Annotated in this window: 18 protein-coding genes and 2 tRNA genes; 17 read left to right on the top strand and 3 right to left on the bottom strand. The window is 40.9% G+C overall.

Annotation, left to right across the window (positions count from 1 at the left end; genetic code table 11):
* Positions 1-69: 69 nt before the first annotated feature.
* The 4 genes from pgsA to HXT41_RS02760 all read left to right on the top strand — a co-directional run bounded on the left by pgsA (position 70) and on the right by HXT41_RS02760 (position 3,596).
* Positions 70-750: a CDP-diacylglycerol--glycerol-3-phosphate 3-phosphatidyltransferase gene (gene pgsA, locus HXT41_RS02775; protein WP_076002943.1), complete on the top strand. Its 681-nt coding sequence runs from the start codon at positions 70-72 to the stop codon at positions 748-750.
* A 111-nt stretch (positions 751-861) separates the two neighbouring features.
* Positions 862-1,551, top strand: coding sequence for a CinA family protein (locus HXT41_RS02770; RefSeq protein ID WP_199172878.1), 690 nt, complete (start codon positions 862-864; stop codon positions 1,549-1,551).
* Positions 1,552-1,756: 205 nt separating this feature from the next.
* Positions 1,757-2,896 (top strand): recombinase RecA, encoded by a 1,140-nt coding sequence (gene recA / locus HXT41_RS02765; RefSeq protein WP_103013845.1) that lies wholly within the window; start codon positions 1,757-1,759, stop codon positions 2,894-2,896.
* 31 nt (positions 2,897-2,927) lie between these two features.
* Positions 2,928-3,596 carry a regulatory protein RecX gene (locus HXT41_RS02760; protein ID WP_421788800.1) on the top strand — a complete coding sequence of 223 codons (669 nt, stop codon included), beginning with the start codon at positions 2,928-2,930 and terminating at the stop codon, positions 3,594-3,596.
* 59 nt (positions 3,597-3,655) lie between these two features.
* Here HXT41_RS02760 and thrC read toward each other — a convergent pair whose 3' ends face one another.
* Positions 3,656-5,182 (bottom strand): threonine synthase, encoded by a 1,527-nt coding sequence (thrC, locus tag HXT41_RS02755; protein ID WP_102703179.1) that lies wholly within the window; start codon positions 5,180-5,182, stop codon positions 3,656-3,658.
* 201 nt (positions 5,183-5,383) lie between these two features.
* Between thrC and HXT41_RS02750 the strand changes: the two genes are divergently transcribed.
* The 10 genes from HXT41_RS02750 to HXT41_RS02705 all read left to right on the top strand — a co-directional run bounded on the left by HXT41_RS02750 (position 5,384) and on the right by HXT41_RS02705 (position 13,326).
* Positions 5,384-6,661 (top strand): glutamate-5-semialdehyde dehydrogenase, encoded by a 1,278-nt coding sequence (locus HXT41_RS02750; protein ID WP_103013846.1) that lies wholly within the window; start codon positions 5,384-5,386, stop codon positions 6,659-6,661.
* Between the two features lie 38 nt (positions 6,662-6,699).
* Positions 6,700-7,218, top strand: coding sequence for a hypothetical protein (locus tag HXT41_RS02745; protein WP_004108325.1), 519 nt, complete (start codon positions 6,700-6,702; stop codon positions 7,216-7,218).
* Positions 7,208-8,020: a nicotinate-nucleotide adenylyltransferase gene (gene nadD / locus HXT41_RS02740; protein WP_064621531.1), complete on the top strand. Its 813-nt coding sequence runs from the start codon at positions 7,208-7,210 to the stop codon at positions 8,018-8,020. The genes HXT41_RS02745 and nadD overlap by 11 nt, the downstream gene beginning before the upstream one ends.
* Positions 8,021-8,116: 96 nt before the next feature.
* Positions 8,117-9,139, top strand: coding sequence for a ribose-phosphate diphosphokinase (locus tag HXT41_RS02735; RefSeq protein WP_032837849.1), 1,023 nt, complete (start codon positions 8,117-8,119; stop codon positions 9,137-9,139).
* Between the two features lie 91 nt (positions 9,140-9,230).
* A tRNA-Gln gene (locus HXT41_RS02730) sits at positions 9,231-9,301 on the top strand.
* 114 nt (positions 9,302-9,415) lie between these two features.
* Entirely contained in the window at positions 9,416-10,825 is a 1,410-nt protein-coding gene (glmU, locus tag HXT41_RS02725) for a bifunctional UDP-N-acetylglucosamine diphosphorylase/glucosamine-1-phosphate N-acetyltransferase GlmU (protein WP_410310345.1), read from the top strand.
* Positions 10,826-10,861: 36 nt separating this feature from the next.
* Positions 10,862-11,284, top strand: a complete 423-nt coding sequence (rsfS, locus tag HXT41_RS02720) for a ribosome silencing factor (protein ID WP_102703175.1) — start codon at positions 10,862-10,864, stop codon at positions 11,282-11,284.
* 24 nt (positions 11,285-11,308) lie between these two features.
* Entirely contained in the window at positions 11,309-12,127 is an 819-nt protein-coding gene (locus HXT41_RS02715; protein ID WP_064621533.1) for a histidine phosphatase family protein, read from the top strand.
* Positions 12,128-12,276: 149 nt separating this feature from the next.
* Entirely contained in the window at positions 12,277-12,786 is a 510-nt protein-coding gene (locus HXT41_RS02710) for a LytTR family DNA-binding domain-containing protein (protein ID WP_004108298.1), read from the top strand.
* A 90-nt stretch (positions 12,787-12,876) separates the two neighbouring features.
* Entirely contained in the window at positions 12,877-13,326 is a 450-nt protein-coding gene (locus HXT41_RS02705; protein WP_004108296.1) for a DUF3021 family protein, read from the top strand.
* 242 nt (positions 13,327-13,568) lie between these two features.
* On the opposite strand, the gene HXT41_RS02700 is transcribed toward HXT41_RS02705, so the two are convergent.
* Entirely contained in the window at positions 13,569-13,973 is a 405-nt protein-coding gene (locus HXT41_RS02700) for a pyridoxamine 5'-phosphate oxidase family protein (RefSeq protein ID WP_004106472.1), read from the bottom strand.
* Between the two features lie 344 nt (positions 13,974-14,317).
* Between HXT41_RS02700 and HXT41_RS02695 the strand changes: the two genes are divergently transcribed.
* The 3 genes from HXT41_RS02695 (at position 14,318) to HXT41_RS02685 (ending at position 16,831) form a co-directional block, all read left to right on the top strand.
* On the top strand, positions 14,318-15,325 hold the full coding sequence (locus HXT41_RS02695; RefSeq protein WP_004108292.1) for a DMT family transporter: 1,008 nt from the start codon (positions 14,318-14,320) through the stop codon (positions 15,323-15,325).
* A gap of 190 nt (positions 15,326-15,515) precedes the next feature.
* Entirely contained in the window at positions 15,516-16,592 is a 1,077-nt protein-coding gene (locus HXT41_RS02690) for a hypothetical protein (protein ID WP_064622000.1), read from the top strand.
* A 166-nt stretch (positions 16,593-16,758) separates the two neighbouring features.
* Positions 16,759-16,831 (top strand) — tRNA-Ala (locus HXT41_RS02685).
* A 258-nt stretch (positions 16,832-17,089) separates the two neighbouring features.
* Here the strand turns inward: HXT41_RS02685 and HXT41_RS02680 are convergent.
* Positions 17,090-17,566: a phage holin family protein gene (locus HXT41_RS02680; protein ID WP_119522535.1), complete on the bottom strand. Its 477-nt coding sequence runs from the start codon at positions 17,564-17,566 to the stop codon at positions 17,090-17,092.
* Position 17,567: the final 1 nt, after the last annotated feature.

The raw sequence follows: 17,567 nt of genomic DNA, 5'->3' as shown, positions 1-17,567 counted from the left end.
TTATGTGCAGTACCAAGTTGTGTGATGTGCTAGAAGTTTTTACTTTGCAGTAGAATGAAGGTTATGTGTATGAAGAAAAAAGCTAAGTCATCATTTTTTGTTGGCTGGAATTATGCTCCGAATATTGTGACTTATATCCGTATTTTGCTTTCGCTTGTTTTTATTGTTTTATATTTGAAAGCAGGTATATGGGGTTTTGATTCAGTTTCGTTGCGTTGGGCTGCGTTTGTGCTGTTTGTTGTAGCTGCTTCTACGGATAAGCTTGACGGGTGGATGGCTCGTAAATATCATAAGGTTACAGAATTAGGTAAGTTGCTTGATCCAATTGCGGATAAAATTCTTATTTTAGCTGCGCTTATTATTGCTTCTGTTTTCGGCGAAATTTATTGGTGGATAACCATCTTGTTCATGATTCGCGAAATTGCCATTACTCTTGTGCGAATTTATGTTGTTAATGTTCGTGGAAGGGTAATTGCTGCATCCTCTGCAGGAAAATATAAGACTCTTACGCAGTCGATTGGTATTGCAATGATTATTGCACCTCTTGTTGCAACTCTTCATGCTAATCCATTGCCTTCTTGGATGGTTTCTTACTATGCAGTTGCTTTTGGCTTGCTTGGTATTTCTTTGGGCTTTGCTTTCTATTCTGCAGTTTTGTATGTCTATAGTGCTTTCTTTGAGGGTTCTTCAAATAGCGAATCTCAAGTTGATGATGCAAAAAATGCAGTGCCTTTGTCTCCTGTGAAGTAAATAAAATATAACGAGTTAAACTTCTTGTTTGTAGCTTACGGTTTTTCATAGATTATCCCTAAAGGGTTTATGTTTTGGAAAATCGTAAGCTACAATCATATCGAGCGTATTATGAATAATTCTTCAGGTTTTAATACAGTTTCTTTAGCTGCGAATCTATTGGAAAAAAGTTTTATTAAAGGAATGCATATTGCTTCAGCAGAGTCATTAACTGGCGGGCTTTTGGCTGATGCTTTTGTTTCTGTTCCTGGTGCGTCACGAGTTTTTTGTGGATCTGCTGTCACTTATGATATTCATGCTAAATCCAAAATTCTTGGCGTAAATTCTAATCTTTTACAATCTGAAGGCGCGGTTTACCAGGATGTTGCTTTTCAAATGGCGATTGGAGCTGCTCAAATATATCGTGGCAGTGGATGGGCGTATGAGGAAGATTGTGAGTGTTGTGCAAATTTTCCTATTATTGGCTTGTCTACAACTGGTGTTGCAGGTCCTGGTTCTGATGGTAATAAACCAGCAGGTTTAGTTTATGTTGGAATATTTTTGCCTCAAGTTAGTGATGTTGTGGATTCTGTTAAAGATGTAGCTCGTAAAGAACTTGAAAATGGCTGTGTGAGTAACGTCTATGATTATGATTTTGCTCAAATTGAAAGTCAAAGCGTAACTAAAATTGCGCCATCAAGTGCTGCTTTTGTTTTTGAATTGAGATTATCTGGCAGTCGTCAAGAAGTTCGCGAATCTACTGTATTTCAGTTGTTGAGAATAGCTAATGACTTGATTGCTTATGTCGAAGATTGTAAGTAGTTGGGTTGTAATCAAGACACGCGCTATCGAACAAATGTTCGCATATGTAGTATACTTATGTTTGTCGAGATGATTTAAGCTGAGTTAAGTGTTTAAGTGCTTGGATTAAATGTTTTATCCACATTGCACAAAAATGCTTGTACTTGAATCTAGTATGGAACTAAGGTCGTTCGATACATAACGGCATGCGAAAGGAGTAGCATACATGGCGCAAACAAAAAGTAAAGGCAGTATTAATCGCCTTATTGATGCGGATAAAACAGATCCACGTCGCCAAGCAGCGTTAGAAACTGCTTTAGCCAATGTTGAACGACAATATGGAAAAGGTTCTGCAATGCGCTTAGGTGATAGACCTATGCAAGATGTAGAAGTTATTTCTACTGGTTCATTAGCGTTGGACACTGCTTTGGGGATTGGCGGTGTTCCTAGAGGGCGAATAGTTGAAGTCTACGGTCCTGAGTCTTCTGGTAAAACAACTCTTGCTTTGCATATTGTTGCAAATGCTCAAAAAAATGGTGGGGTAGCGGCATTTATTGATGCTGAGCATGCGTTGGATCCTGTCTATGCGCGAAAGCTTGGAGTAGACACGGATGCTCTTATTGTTTCTCAGCCAGATAATGGTGAGCAGGCATTGGAAATTGCTGATATGCTTATTCGTTCTGGTGCGTTAGATGTTATTGTTGTTGATTCTGTAGCGGCATTAGTTCCTAAAGCTGAAATCGATGGCGATATGGGAGATAGTCATGTGGGCTTACAAGCTCGCTTAATGAGTCAGGCGTTGCGTAAGATGACTGGTGCTCTTTCACAAGCTGGCACTACTGCTATTTTTATTAATCAGCTTCGTGAAAAAATTGGCGTATTCTTTGGTAATCCTGAAACTACCACTGGTGGTAAAGCTTTGAAGTTCTATGCGTCTGTGCGTATGGATATTCGCAGAGTTTCTACTATTAAAGAGGGCGAAGAAGCTGTTGGCAACCGAACTAAAGTTAAGATTGTCAAGAATAAAATGGCTCCGCCTTTCAAAACTGCTGAGTTTGATGTTCTTTACGGAGAAGGTATCTCGACTGAAGGTTCTGTTATCGATATGGGACTGCAAGCTGAAGTTATTAAGAAATCTGGTTCTTGGTTTACTTATGAAGGTGAGCAGCTTGGACAAGGTCGTGAAAACGTCCGTAAATTCTTGAAAGATAATCCAGCTATTACTGAAGAAATTAGCGAAAAAGTCAAAGCTTCGTTAGGTTTAATGCATCCTGAAGATCAATTCGCTGAAGATTCTGAACTAGATCAATTCGATGATGATTCTGTAGCTAAAAATTCTGCACAAAAGTCATCCGAATCGAAGTAATAATAAGATTACAGTGTAAAGCGAATGCAATATGCCTATTAGTGTAGAGAATTTTCTTCGCGATCATCCAGTAGAGCGTGCTGAAGAAAATGACGAAAGTAATAGTGTAGTGACACATACTCGCAAAAAAATATCGCATAAGTCAGTACTTTTAAGCGCAAAAAATAATACAAAAAACATGCCGTATGTAAAAAACGCTAAAGTAAGTGATTTAAGCGACGAACTTTGCAATAGTAGTGAAGATGATTGCAGGGAAGCTGCTTTAAGGCTTTTAGATTATGCTCCTAGCTCTGTGATGAACATGCGCAAAAGGCTTAAAGAAAAAGGTTACACGGAAGTTGCTGTTGACGCGGTTATTCATCGCTTGCTTGAATTGCATCTTCTTGATGACAATCAATACGCTCAAATGGTGATTCGCTCTTGCGCAGTGAGGCTTCTTGGTGCTAGAGCTACTCGAATGGAATTGCAGCGTAAAAATGTTGATCCTGCTGCTATTTCACAAAATGTAGCTTCTGCTCAAAACTCTGGAGTATTCACTGAAGCAGCGTGGGAACTCGGTCGCAAAACGGCTTCGCGCACGAGAAATCTTGAGCCTTTAGTTCGAAGACGAAGATTTTTCGCAGCAGCTGCAAGAAAAGGTCATGATTTAAACGTTATTAACGAAGTGTATGCAGCTTTATTCGAAAGTAATAACGAATGAATAGTAAAAGAGGCTGGATTATACAAGTAAACCAGCCTCTTTCGCTTAAAACTTTATGATTATTTTGCGAAATTATGCGCTTGAGCTAAAACATACTCAGGCATATCTTCAACATTAATAACATCATTAAAGCGTGGAGTTTTATTTTCAAGATTTCTAAGCATGCTTGGAGCTTTAGTTCCTGTAGCTTTACTAAGAGCGTCCATGCATTTGAAATCATTCATATCTTGCACATGCTCAATATTCAAAGCTTCAGCAACAACGCGAGGGAATTTGTATGGGCTTGCAGTGCTTAGCAATACTCTAGGTGTGCTTTCGTCATGTGGAATATTTTGCATAACGAAGAATCCGCAAGCAGTATGTGGGTCGATCACATACTTGTACTTGTTCCAGCAGTCATAAATAGCTTCGCGAATTTGATCTTCATTTGCCCAACCGCAGCCAAACAGTGAGCGAATCTTTGCAAGCACATTTTCTGGAATCTCAAAAGCGCCCCACTGCTGTAAATCGTTCATAAGCATTTGTATTAAACGCGTGTCTTTATCGCACATGTAATAAAGCATTCGTTCCAAATTAGAAGAAACCAAAATATCCATAGAAGGAGCAACAGTGTGATGGAATGAGCGCTGACGGTTATAAGTGCCGCTTACCAAAAAATCAAACAAAACATTATTGCTATTGCTTGCAACAATAAGATGTTTTACAGGAAGACCAAGCATTTTTGCGTAATATCCAGCAAGAATATCGCCAAAATTGCCGGTTGGTACGCAAAACTCAACTTCGTCTCCAAGAGCTATTGCTTTACGCTCAACAAGTTGCTTATAAGCCGCAAAATAGTACACGACTTGCGGCACGAGTCGTCCAACATTTATTGAATTAGCAGAAGACAATTCAGTATTCGCAGATTCTTCAATATTTTTATTAAGCTCACTATTGGTGAAAATCTGTTTTACGCCAGTTTGAGCATCGTCAAAATTGCCTCGAACTGCGCAAACTTTCACATTTTCGCCCACCTGCGTAGTCATTTGCAATTCTTGAACGCGGCTAACTTTTCCTTCTGGATAAAAAGTAACCATAGAAGTGCCTGGAACATCAGCAAAACCAGCCAAAGCAGCTTTACCTGTATCTCCAGAAGTTGCAGTTAGAATCATAACGCTTTTTTCAATATCAGATTCGTTTTCGTGTTGAGTTTTAGTGCGAGACATTAATTGTGGCAACATTTGCAAAGCAACGTCTTTAAACGCGCATGTAGGACCATGGAAAAGTTCCATCACAAAATCGCGAGTGTTTCCAAGCTGCTGGAGTGGAGTAATAGCGTTATTAGCCCATTGATTGCCGTATGCCAGTTTAATGCAAGAAGAAAGCTCTTCTGAAGTATAATCTGGCAGTAACAGTTGTAAAATATCTTGCGCAATTTCTTGATACGATTTGCCTTGCAATTTAGAAATATCGTAACGCTCGCTACCAAGGCTATCGGCTACAAATAATCCGCCATCTTCAGCAATTCCTTTACGTATTGCTTCTTTTGAAGTGCATGTTGGCTTAAGCGAACGAGTGCTATGGAAAATAGTTGTATCTGATGCCATAATAACTCCGTAACCGTCTGTTTATAGAGAATATTTTTTACTTACATAGATTATTTATGTAAATTATTTACACAACTTATATCAAATTATGGTACCTGAAGTGCTGGGCGAATGGGCGTGTGCTAATCTCATATGTATAAATGCTTTTGTTTTACTATTAATTAATTGGCGATTAGGCAAATAATCTATAGGGGGGAAACGTTGTCTGTTGATGATTTAGTGAATGCTCGTGCGGATTGTGCGCGCAAAGCGTGGCGTAATTTTGCTCATGCAGACACTCGCGCAAAAAATGCGCTTCTCGAAAAAATGGCAGATGCCTTAGAATCTTCAGCTTCAAATATTGCTGAGGCTAACAAAAAAGATCTTAAAGAAGCTGAAGCTAAAGGAATGGATGCTGGAAAGCTCGACAGGCTTAAATTTGACGAAGAGCGAATCCAAGCTTCTGCAAAAAGCGTGCGAAAAATTGCACAATTGCAAGATCCTGTAGGAGAGGTTGTTCGCGGATACACTCTTCCTAATGGCATTAAACTTTCGCAAATTCGAGTTCCAATGGGCGTTATGGGAATGATTTACGAAGCTCGTCCAAACGTAACTATTGATGTAGCTGCTTTGTGTATTAAATCTGGAAATGCTGCGATTTTGCGTGGTGGAAGCGCGGCTCTCCATACGAATCAGGCGAGTATTGAAGTTATACAATCGGTTCTTAAAAATTCTAACTTTAGTGCTGATTTGATTCAGTCTGTTGATGATTTAGGAAGAGACGGAGCTACGTCAATGATGCATGCTCACGGTCATATTGATGTGCTTGTGCCTAGAGGTAGCGCAAATCTTATTGCAGCAGTTGTTCAAGAATCTACGGTCCCTGTTATTGAGACTGGAGCTGGAAACGTACATATTTATGTAGATAAAAGCGCTGATATTAAAAAAGCTATACCTATTATTATTAATGCAAAAACGCAACGAGTGGGCGTGTGCAATACTGCTGAAAAATTATTAGTGCATAAAGCTGTTGCGCAAGAATTTTTGCCAAAAATCGCTGCTGCTTTAGCTGAGCATAATGTAATTTTACATGCAGACGATAAATCTTACGATATTTTGCAATCCGCTAATATTCAAAGATTGCAGCTTGAGTGTGCCACTGAGGAAGATTGGAAGCGAGAATATTTGTCGCTGAATATGGGTGTGAAAGTTGTAGATGATTATACTGATGCAGCTTCTCATATTGCGAAATATTCTACTGGCCATACTGAAACCATTATTGCTGAAGATTATTCAACTATTCAAAGTTTTATTGCAAGTGTTGATTCCGCTGTAGTTATGGTAAATGCTTCAACGCGCTTTACGGATGGTGGCGAATTTGGTTTCGGCGCAGAACTTGGTATTTCTACGCAAAAATTGCATGCGAGAGGCCCTATGGGTTTGCTTGAAATGACAACAACCAAATGGATCGGCTACGGAGATGGGCAGATACGCGAGTAGTACTGGTTTTAATAGTTACGTGGCGGTAAGGTAAGAGTATGCCTAATAATGACGTGAATTTGAGTACAGCTGAGGCGCTTGATGTTGCTGCTGAACGTTTGTCCATTGTGCGATATGTTTTTTTGGTGCAAATTGAAGATGGTATTGCTTCTGCATCGCAACGTTCATCGCTTGAGTATGCTGACGCAGTGTTGATGGGCTGGCCAGATTCTGATTCGAATGATGTGACTATTCCTGATGAAACTTCGTTTAATAATGTTCTTAAAAATGTTCGCAATATGGAAAAGAATATTATTAAGTTTAGCGAATTAGAACGTGATCATGATATTGATGGCATGACATCCATGCTTGCTAAAATTTCGGAATCTGTAGCGAAAATTCGTGGTGCGTATCAACCAGATTTCCCTCTTCCAACTTTTGCCGAAATCCAGCGTGTCGTAAAAGATGAGTGGGATGAAGAAATGGGCAATATTAATCCGGATAGCGCAAATGTTGCATCTGGGTTAGTGAATGAAACTCAAGTGGAAGACAAGGAATCTGAGGCGAATGAGTCCTGAAATTCACGAAGATGCAGAACGTCGCATGTCTGACCTATTTCATGGCGCGTTTACTGGTAAAGAAGCGGCTCCTCCTGCGGTTGTGAATTCAGTTCATAAACGTACTTCTACTCGTGGCAATGTGCACGAGCGTCAGCGCATTGGAATTATGGGCGGCACATTCGATCCAATACACAATGGCCACTTGGTTGCTGCTTCAGAAGTTGCTTGGGTTTATGATCTTGACGAAGTTATTTTCGTTCCTACCGGTAGGCCTGTTTTTAAGCTTGATAAAAAAGTTACGAATGCAGAAGATCGTTATTTAATGACTGTTATTGCAACAGCATCAAATCCAAAGTTCACTGTTTCTAGGGTTGATATTGATCGCCCTGGAGTTACTTATACTATTGATACTTTGAAAGATATTCACGCGCAGCATCCGGATGCTGAGCTTTTCTTTATTACTGGAGCTGACGCTATTGCTGAAATAATGCAATGGAAAAATGCGCGCGAAATGTGGAATTTGGCTCGATTTGTGGCTGTTACTCGTCCTGGCTATTCGAGACCAGAAAAGCTAGCAGATTCTAATTCTCCGTTAATGCCTCGCCAAATGCATACGAATGATACTGGTATTGCGGCGAATCGTGACGATATGGTTCATTGTGATTCTACGCATTTGCCGGTTGATATTTTAGAGATTCCAGCGTTGTCTATTTCTTCTACTGATGTTCGTCGTCGAGCTGAGCATGGTGAGCCGGTGTGGTATTTAGTTCCAGATGGAGTAGTTCAATACATAGTTAAGCATGGTTTATATCGTGCGTAATTATTGATTTTGTAGGCTTGTCGTTTATCGTCTGTGCAAAAAGTTAGTATTGATTATGTTCATTTCGCGAATTAAAGCGAACTAATGTTTGGAGATATGGTGAGCATCGTCCTTGAAGGAAAGCCAGATAAAAACCTTGTTCTCGTTACCGGTCGCGCACATCCGAAGCTTGCTCGTGATGTAGCTGATCAGCTTGGAATTGATGTACTTGAAACTACGGCATACGATTTTGCTAATGGTGAAATGTATGTTCGCTATACGCAATCTGTGCGTGGTACAGATGTATTCGTGCTTCAAAGCCACAGTGATCCTGTTAACAAGTCCATTATGGAACAGTTAATTATGATTGACGCTTTGAAGAGGGCTTCTGCTCGTTCAATTACTGCAGTATGCCCGTTGCTTGGTTATTCTCGACAAGATAAAAAGCATCGCGGTCGCGAACCTATTTCTTGCCGCTTGATGTTTGATTTGCTAAAGACTGCTGGTGCTGATCGCATTATGAGCGTCGATTTGCATGCAGCTCAGTCTCAAGGATTCTTCGACGGTCCTGTTGATCACTTGATTGCTATGCCAGTTTTGGTTGATTACGTACGTGATCGTTTCCGCGATGATCTTGCAAACGTAACTGTTGTGTCTCCTGATGCTGGTCGTATTCGCGTAGCAGAACAGTGGGCTCAGCGCTTAGGTGGCGGTCCTTTGGCTTTTGTGCACAAAACTCGCGATATCACTTGCCCTAATAAGACGGTTGCAAATCGCGTCGTTGGTGACGTTGCTGGACGCGATTGCGTTATGGTTGACGACTTGATCGATACTGCAGGAACTATTGCAGGAGCTTGCAATGTGTTGAAGGAAGCTGGAGCTAAGTCTGTTACAGTTGTTGCAACTCACGGCGTGCTTTCTGGTCCCGCAGTCGAGCGTTTGAAGTCTTGTGGTGCTAGGGAAGTTGTTTTGACTGATACTGTGCCAATTCCAGAAGAGAAGCGTTGGGATGGTTTGACTGTTCTTTCAATTGCTCCGCTTCTTGCAAGCGCTATTAAAGCAGTGTTTGAGGATGGTTCGGTTGCTAAGCTTTTCGACACTTATCCTGAGCATCACGGACAAGGATTCTTATTTGCTTAAGTATTGATTTCGTACGGTTTGCTTTTCGGCACGCCAATTTGACGTTTTTCGATATTATGGCATAATAGTGACTTGGCGGTTTTTCCGCCGTTCCCTCATGGTGTAATGGCAGCACACGGGTCTTTGGAACCCTTTGTCTTGGTTCGAATCCAGGTGAGGGAGCTTACTTGAAGCGCTACTCGTTGAATCGAGTGGCGTTTTTTGTTTTGAACGCTGCTAATAAGTAATAGAATTACATACAGCGAAATTTATTAAAATAGTATAAGGAGCGTATGCGTGGAAAAGCATGATGTAACTGCGGCAATAATTTTGGCAGCAGGCGATGGGACGCGTATGCGTTCAGAAACTCCGAAAGTACTACATCCATTTGCTGGTAAAACATTTCTCAATCGTGTTATGGATGCCATGAATGGCGTAAATCCTAAAAAACTAGCTGTAGTTGTGCATGCTCAAGCTGAACGCGTAGCTGCTGCTGCTATTAGCTATAACGAAAATGTGCATATTGTAAATCAGGACGAAACTCCTGGAACCGGCAGAGCAGTGCAATGTGCTATTAAAGATCTTAACGAAATTGCTAAAAACGAAACTGGTGAAGCATTAAAAGGAGCTGTGCTGATTGCCGCAAGCGATATGCCGCTACTTGATACGCAAACTTTGCAGTCTTTAGTTGATTTTCACAATAATAATAACAATGTGGCAACAGTTCTTACAGCAGTATTAGACGATGCAACTGGATACGGTCGTATTGTGCGCGAAGCAAACGGTGACGTTTTGCGTATTGTTGAGCATAAGGATGCAAATGCTGGAGAGCTTGCTATTCATGAAGTGAACACTTCTGTATATGTATTCGATGCGACTGTATTATGTGACGCAATTGCAGATCTTAACTCTCAAAATGCTCAAGGTGAGTTCTATTTGACTGATGCTTTGGAACATGCTCGAAAGTTTGGTCATGTTGGTGCAATGTCTGCTCCAGATCCGCTTACTGTAGAGGGCGTAAATAATCGTGTGCAATTAGCTGCGCTCGCAAAAGCACATAATAAGCGTGTGTGCGAAAAATGGATGCTTGAAGGTGTAACTATTCTCGATCCTGATACTACTTGGATTGAAGATAGTGTTACGCTCGCACAAGATGTTACTGTGCTTCCTGGATGCTTCCTTCAAGGTCGTACTACGGTTGCAAGTGGTGCTGTAGTTGGTCCTTACACGACTCTTATTGATGCGCAAATTGATGAGGATGCTGTGGTTGAACGTTCGCGCGTACAGGAATCGCATATTTGTAGAGCTGCAAACATTGGTCCTTGGACGTATTTGCGTGCAGGAAACGTACTTGGTGAGGAAAGTAAGGCAGGAGCTTTCGTAGAAATGAAGAAAGCTCATATTGGAAATGGCACTAAAGTACCTCATTTAAGCTATATTGGCGATGCTGATTTGGGTGAGCATACGAATATTGGCGGCGGTACGATTACTGCAAATTATGACGGAGTGCATAAGAATCATACTACGATTGGTTCTGGTGCTCACGTCGGTGCAGGAAACCTGTTTGTAGCACCGGTTACTGTGGGAGATGATGTTACTACCGGCGCTGGATCGGTGGTACGTCACGATGTTCCGGCTGATTCTATGGTGTACTCTGAAAATACTCAGTATGTAGTCGAAAATTGGAAGCCAGCTTGGGAACGCTAAAAAGCGTTTGTTGGAGAATTAAGGAGTAGTAACGTTATGACAGCTTTAGAAAGCTCAATTAGTGCAATTCGTATTGCTGCCGCTGCTGCAGACCGTTTGAAAGCAACGAACGAGCAGGCTTTTGATGTAAGCGATTTGCTTGGTATTACGGATGCTATGTTAGTTGTTTCTGCTTCAAACGAGCGTCAAGTATTGGCTGTTGCAGAAGAAATCGAAAAAGACTTGTACTTGAAAGACAACAAGCGCAAGGCTTTATCTCGTGAAGGCTTGGAATTAGCACAGTGGATTTTGCTTGATTTTGGCGATTTTGTGGTTCATGTAATGCATGAGGAAGCACGAGCATTTTACCGCTTGGAACGCCTGTGGAATGATTGCCCAGCAATCGATTTGCAACTGCCAGAGCATGCTAGCGAAACTGGAGATGCTATCGAAACTGAAGATTCTAGCAAAACTGAATAATAAGAAGAAAGTACGGTACGAACCATGGTTGATTTCGTAGAAAATGTTGCGAGTAACGTAAATAATTCCATTAATAGTGCGCACGAAGGAATTGCTCGCTCTGTTATGCTTATTCGCCACGGTCAAACTCCGTATAATGCACAGTTCCGTTTGCAAGGCATGATTGATATTGCTTTGGATGAGTCTGGAATGGATCAGGTAACTCGCTCTGGAAAAGCTTTGCGCGTGCTTTTTGGTGCTTCTGACTTAGAAGATCCAAAGGATCCGAACAGCGCTGAGCATGTGCGCATTACAGCGGAAGAAGCGGACGCGAGTTTTGTGGCGATTGCTTCTCCGCTTATTCGCGCGCAGCAGACAGCTCATGCTTTTGCAGATAAGATTGGGCTTCATGTGCAAGTTGAAAATGGTGTGCGCGAGCGTTTCTTTGGCGAGTGGGAAGGTTTGAATCGCCAGCAGATTAGCGAACAGTGGCCGGAAGATTTCAAAGCTTGGGTCGAAGGTAAAGGCGGGGAGCTTCGTCATGGTGCTGAAGCTAAGCAGGAAGTAGGAGAGCGCGCTGCTACTGCAGTAGAAGATTGGACTCGCAAAACTGGCGCAGACCGCGATTTGCTAGTGTTTTCGCATGGCTCTTGCCTTTCGCAAACTGTTCATAAGCTGCTTGGATTAGATAAAGTAGATCCTTCTTACAAAACGATTGGTGGCATGGGAAATGGTCGCTGGGCGCGCTTAATTCCAAGTCTTAACGCGGATGGTTCGATTCATTGGCGTTTGGATGCTTATGATCAAGGTCCTGCAGCTGACCCTACAAGCCAGCGTCTTATTCGCATTTGGGGAGCGGCTTAATCTGCGTAATATCTCCTTTTTACCGCTTAATTACCGAAAGCTACCGTTTAGCGATTTTGTAAAGACAGACTATTTACAGTGCCGTATAGTCAAAATTACAAAACAAAAAGCTAACAAACGCTAACAGTAGTGCACGGAAAGGAGGCTTGATGAAAGTAACTATTGCTATTGTTCCGCCTGAGGAAGAGCAGTCAGTTCAGTTGTCAATTCACAATATTGACGATGAGCTTAAGCGCATTATCGCTCAGTTACAAAGCATTGACTCAAATGATGCAAATGTAAGAAGTGCTGAAAATAATACTGAAATTAATACTTCAGATAAATTAAGCAATAATAATCCATTCATATACGGTTATATTAACGATTCGATTATTGTTATGCACGAGCCGGATGTGATTATGATTTGCGTTGAAAATTCGCGCGTAATCATTCACAGTGATAAAGGTGAGTGCGTTTCTTACAAGCGCCTAATGGATTTCGACAATCCGCAATTCGCGTCGTTTGTGCGCATATCTAAATCCGCAATCGTGAACTTGAATCGCATTGTTCGAGTCGATCCAGGATTCGGCGGAAGTATGAGCGTAAAAATGGACGACGGAAGCGTTGAGTGGATTAGTCGCAGATGCTTAGCAGGGTTCAAAAAGCGCTTAGGAATGTAGTTTTAAGCGTAGTCGAATATAAAACTATCAAAATTTTTTAATACTAATTTTTAATACAAGATTTTAATACTTAAAAAGGAAACGATTATTATGGAAAAGCAAGTTACAACTTTTGGTAAAACAATGGTAAAAAACATTGTTAATGGCATTGGCATAGGGTGCACTATTTTTACTGCAATCAGTTTTGTGTCGAGCTTGTTAGCAAATACTGCGGTTGGAAACAGAATTGCATCTTATGCTGTAGCAACGTTTGTTATAGGCATAAGCTATGGAGTATTCGCTATTTTTTGGTCGAATGAGCGTATGTCAAATCTTGCAAAGTTCGTTTTTGCACTAGTACCACCAATTGCTATTCAATTTATTGTATCGGTGATTGTTGGGTGGATTTCGTTCAAAGATGAGCCAGCTGTGATTTGCGGATGGATTGCGTTCACTGTTATTTTCCCGATTGCGATTGCTGCAATAATTTATTACTTCGAGAAGAAGAAAGCGGAAGAAATGAACACTAGACTGCAAGCATTGCGTAAAGAAAGCAAGTAAAATAGTTACAACTAAATAATCAAGTAAAGAATTGAGTGGTGTTCATCTTCGCCGTTGAGGACGAACGCCACTCGATATTGTATGACGCCTACTATAGACGTACTAATTCGGCGTTTTGCGCTCCGACCTGCTTTCGCGCTCAGAGCGTAGCGAGCGCGTTAACCGAGCGAGCGTCCTTCGTTCAGTGCGAAAAATCTCAAATCTCTACCACACTAATATCCACACGACTGAATAACTATGCACTAATCTTTTGCAATAGTTTTGCCGGCAGTAGCTCCAGAAGTCAAGTCCTGAATCTCAGTGATTTCCATAACTGGAACTGCAGCCGGCTTCTTCGTACCTTTTTCTTCAGCCACACGCACTTGCTCTTCGTAAATCGCGTCATCAGTGTGAAGGGTAACGGTTCCGCGGAAGCGATAGCCCTTCTTTTCTGCCAAATTAGCAACTGCTACAACCAGCTGGCTGCCGTCTTGCAAGTTCTTATAATGCTGACCTGCAGTGCGCTCGTGGTAGGCAAGGTGGTTGTCGTCGAGTACGAACATAGACATTTTTGGTCCCAAATCAAGCTCGCCATCTTTGCTCACTGTTGCAATCCAAGCCAAATTATTCGCAATAAATTCTTTCATATCTGCGCTAAGAGTTGCCATAATATTCCTTTCCTAACAAGATTGCGCACTTTCTTCGTACGCAATTTATAAGCCTACATTGCTACATTACGCTGATTTAAAAGTGTATACGAGCGTGTAGCGTAAAAAAATTGTAAGTTGTGATATAAATCACCCAATTCTTCAATAGTTTCGTGGGCGAAATTTATACAGCAAAATACTTGATTGCCACTGTTTTCTGAAGCGTATATCGGAAATTTTACGAAGGAACGCCAGAAAGTTGTACTTTTCACGATTTTACGGTTATTCTGTCTATTTTATAAGCTAAAACGCTTTATAAAAGAAAAATTTTAAAGAATCAACTTTTATAGTTGAAGGGGAATATTATGAAGGTGAAATATGAAACAGCTAAATCTATAGCTGAACCGCTTTCGGATAAATCGGGCATGCCTCAAGGCAAAAGTGTTCATACTGCTCAGATTATGTTGTTGATTTGTGCTGCTATTTGGGGTGGCAGCTATGTTTCTTCAAAATATGCTCTTGAAGTGTTTCCTGTGCAATGGCTTATGGGCGTTCGTATGGTTGGCGCTTGCACGATTATGGCTGTTATTTTTTTCGGTACGCTTCGTAAAACTTTTACAAAAAAGCTTATTGTTCCTTCTTTACTAACTGGAATTACGTATTATGCTACTTTAATTTTGCAAACTGAAGGGTTACGTTCAATTGATCCAGGTCGTAGCGCGTTTTTGACAGCAGCATATTGCGTAATTACGCCATTTTCTGCTTGGTTAATCGTCAAGAAAAAGCCAACTCTTTTAGGATTAGTTGCTGCAGTTATGTGCGTTGCTGGAGTAGGTTTTGTGGCATTAAAACCTGGGATGCTTGTGCTCACATTGTCTTATGGAGATTTTCTTACTCTATTATGTGCTGCAATTTTTGCTTTTAATCTTACGTTCCTTGCGTATTATTCTCGTAAATATAATCCAGTTACGTTAACTTTTGGGCAATTTGTTGTTTCAGGCGTACTTTTTGTAGCTGGTGCGCTTATTTGTGAGCCTTTGCCAAACTTTAACGCTGCTGATCATTTCTCTATTTTTGCTAATATGTTCTACCTTACAGTAGTAGTAACAGTAGTTGCACAAATTATGCAAAACTATAGTTTGGTGAATCTTTCTACTGCAAACGCTTCTGTGATTATGTGCACTGAAAGTTTGTTCACGCTTTTATTCTCTACTGTTCTTTTTCATGAGCATGTTTCTAACATGGCTTTTGTGGGATTTGCTTTAATATTTGCTGCAATTATTACTGCAAGCTTAGGTGAGCATTATTGTGATAAAAAAGCGAATTGTGAGCTTTCTTATAAAGATAGAGATTTTGAGGTTGCTAAGTCTTAGGCATTTCAGTTTTGTGTAGCTAAGTTTTATGTATATAAGACTTGTGATTTTGTTGTAAGAATGCTCTGGCAATACTGTGCAATTTTTGCGTAGAGTGATACCATCATTGTTGTAATAATGTTGGTAGTGGAATTTGCATATTTGCCATGCATTTTGGCATTATATTCGCATAAATAGTTAAGGTGCATAAGTGAAGAATTTCTTCAAAGGCATATCGTTTACGCAAGTATTAGCTGGATCGCTCGCTGCAGTGACTTCGTTTTTACTTGCTTCGAAAATTGGTATTGCTGGTTCAGTTATTGGCGTAGCTATTGGTTCTATTGTCTCAGCAGTAGCATCACAGTTGTATCAGAATGTTATTCACGCTTCATCGCGTAAACTTTCGGAAGTAAATCCGAATACTTCTACAGAACAGTCTAATTTTAGTAATGTGTCAGATTCTAGCGTGCGTTCAAATGGTTTAGAGAATGTTGATTCTAAAAGAATTGGAGATGATATTCATATGCAATATTCATCAAATTCGTTGCAATGTAATACTGATCCTTCAGATGACAAAAATATGGCTGTTCAAGATGCAAGATTTGGACGCACTGTTAGTTCGCAAGTCCGTAATCCAGAATTAGAAAATACGCGTATTTTGGAATTGTCGAAATTACGTGAACAGCATGAAGAAGACATGGAACTGTCGGAAGGCACAATTCCAGAGCCGGTGCCGTTATCTAAGGTTGTTAGTGAAAACTACGGTTACTCTTCTAGATCTTACCAAAATAGAAACGATCATCGTACAACAATTGTTGTTGCTGTTATAAGTGCTCTTATGGCTGTTATTGTTACTGCAGGTGCTGTTCTTTTGTTTACACAAGGAAAAGGCACAGACAATATTGATAAGCCTGAAGAAATTAGTCATGAGCAACAGCAAAATCAACCACAACCTAAGCAACGTCTTAATACGAATACTAATCAAGACCATAAGAAATCTCATGATGATTCTGATAGTAAAGATGGTAATGAAGATGAAAATGATGAACATGGCAATGAAAATGCAGATAGTTCGACAGGTGGTCATTCCGATAATGATTTAGGTAGTGATACTAACAATGATTCAGGAACGAATTCAGGTGATGCTGCTAGTGGGAATAGTGGATCGGGTGCTGATAGTTCTGATGCAGGTGCTGGATCTGCTGGATCTTCGGGATCTACTGGTTCTTCAAACAATGTAACTTCTCCTGGTAATGGTGATCAATCTGGAAGTGCCAATGGTAACTAATTTTCGAATTGGTTCTTGAATTGGTTTGCCGAATTGGCGACTAAATTGTTAGTAGAATTCGCAGGATTTTTGGAATTTGTAAGTTGAATTCGACACGCCGCATTTGGATAGAACGGCTATTTGTTGTAACCTATCAAAGGTTCGTTTGAACGGCATAAGTAAAAACGGGGCTATGGCGCAGCTGGTAGCGCATCTCCATGGCATGGAGGGGGTCGGGGGTTCGAATCCCCCTAGCTCCACAATATTGTTAAGAATGGCTTTATTCCAACGTTTTCAGCGTGTGTCTTACAGTGACGACACACCAAACGACACACCAAATCACCATAGTTATAGGCAATTAGCGCGAGTTAAACCACTCAGCAATGAGCTTCAACACGCTTACTACTATTATACCATTCTTTAAAAGTATAAAAAATTACCCCCCGCATGAAGCGAGGGGTAATTGCTAATTTTCAACTTGTATTCTCAATTAGAGAATACTTTGAGTATACTGCACGCTATTTATTTTCAGTAGGCGTGTCGTTCATCTCTTTGCCGCGCCCGTCCAACTCGGTGTCAGTTTCGGTTGCGGCTGCATGCTTCCCATTGTTGATAGCATTGTCTGCCTGCCCATCAACATAAGTTTTTACACAATCAAGAACAGATAAGATAACTTTTACGACTCGCATGTTCGCAATCTGCACGTTGAACGCTGTAACATTCTCGAAGAAACTAACAGTGTCTGTAATGACGATATACGCACATGCGATCAGCACAAGTGGAACGTGCGTACCGAGGTCAACTTTAGCTTGTGCATAGTCAAACAGGATGCAAACGGCAATAACTAGCACGTACGCGAACTTATGGAACAATCCGTCGCGCATTTTGCTACTAGCCACGCTGTGAGTATAGACTGCTTTTGCAAATCCGCTGATAAAATCGAGCAACACTACTGCGCCTGCGAGCTCGAGGAAAAATATTTCAACGTCATTCATT

This window comes from Gardnerella sp. DNF01189, assembly GCF_049244195.1.
GTDB lineage: Bacteria > Actinomycetota > Actinomycetes > Actinomycetales > Bifidobacteriaceae > Bifidobacterium > Bifidobacterium swidsinskii.
The sequence above is the reverse complement of the archived record's forward strand: the minus strand, read 5'-3'. Positions and strand labels throughout refer to the sequence as shown.